Source organism: Arthrobacter sp. 05T423 (assembly GCF_056396245.1).
In genome coordinates, this window is the sequence record NZ_JBFTLC010000125.1 from 1 (window position 1) to 401 (window position 401).

General features: G+C 65.5%; 1 pseudogene. It reads right to left on the reverse strand.

From position 1 onward, the window contains the following. Positions 1 to 401: pseudogene (locus AC1DFE_RS24205) on the reverse strand (multicopper oxidase family protein); the annotation flags it as partial.

Below are 401 nucleotides of genomic sequence, written 5' to 3' on the forward strand. Positions count from 1 at the left end.
CCGCCGTTGCGGATCTCCCAGAGGTTGTAGCTGCCCTTCTTCTGCTGGGCCAGCGGCGTGCGGCCGGCACGGTTCTTCAGGCTTGCCAGCACGTGCTGCGGGTCGAAGGGCTTGCCGTTGATCAGCCACTCCGTTTCGCCGCCGCCCGAGCCGCGCTCCACCTCGAAGATCAGCCGGTTGTCCAGCATGGACTGCCAGTTGCTCGGCAGCKGCGGGAGCTCACGCATCATCCCGGTCGGGATGACGCTGTCATCGGGAGCGTCGTCGCCGATCACGAACTTGAGCACCGGGACCTTGTAGTTCGGGTCCGGCGCGAACCTGGACGAGTTGGACCACATCCGGCCGTTGGGCATCTTCATCACGTCGGTGAGGTAGATGACGTCGCCCTTGGTGGTGGGGGT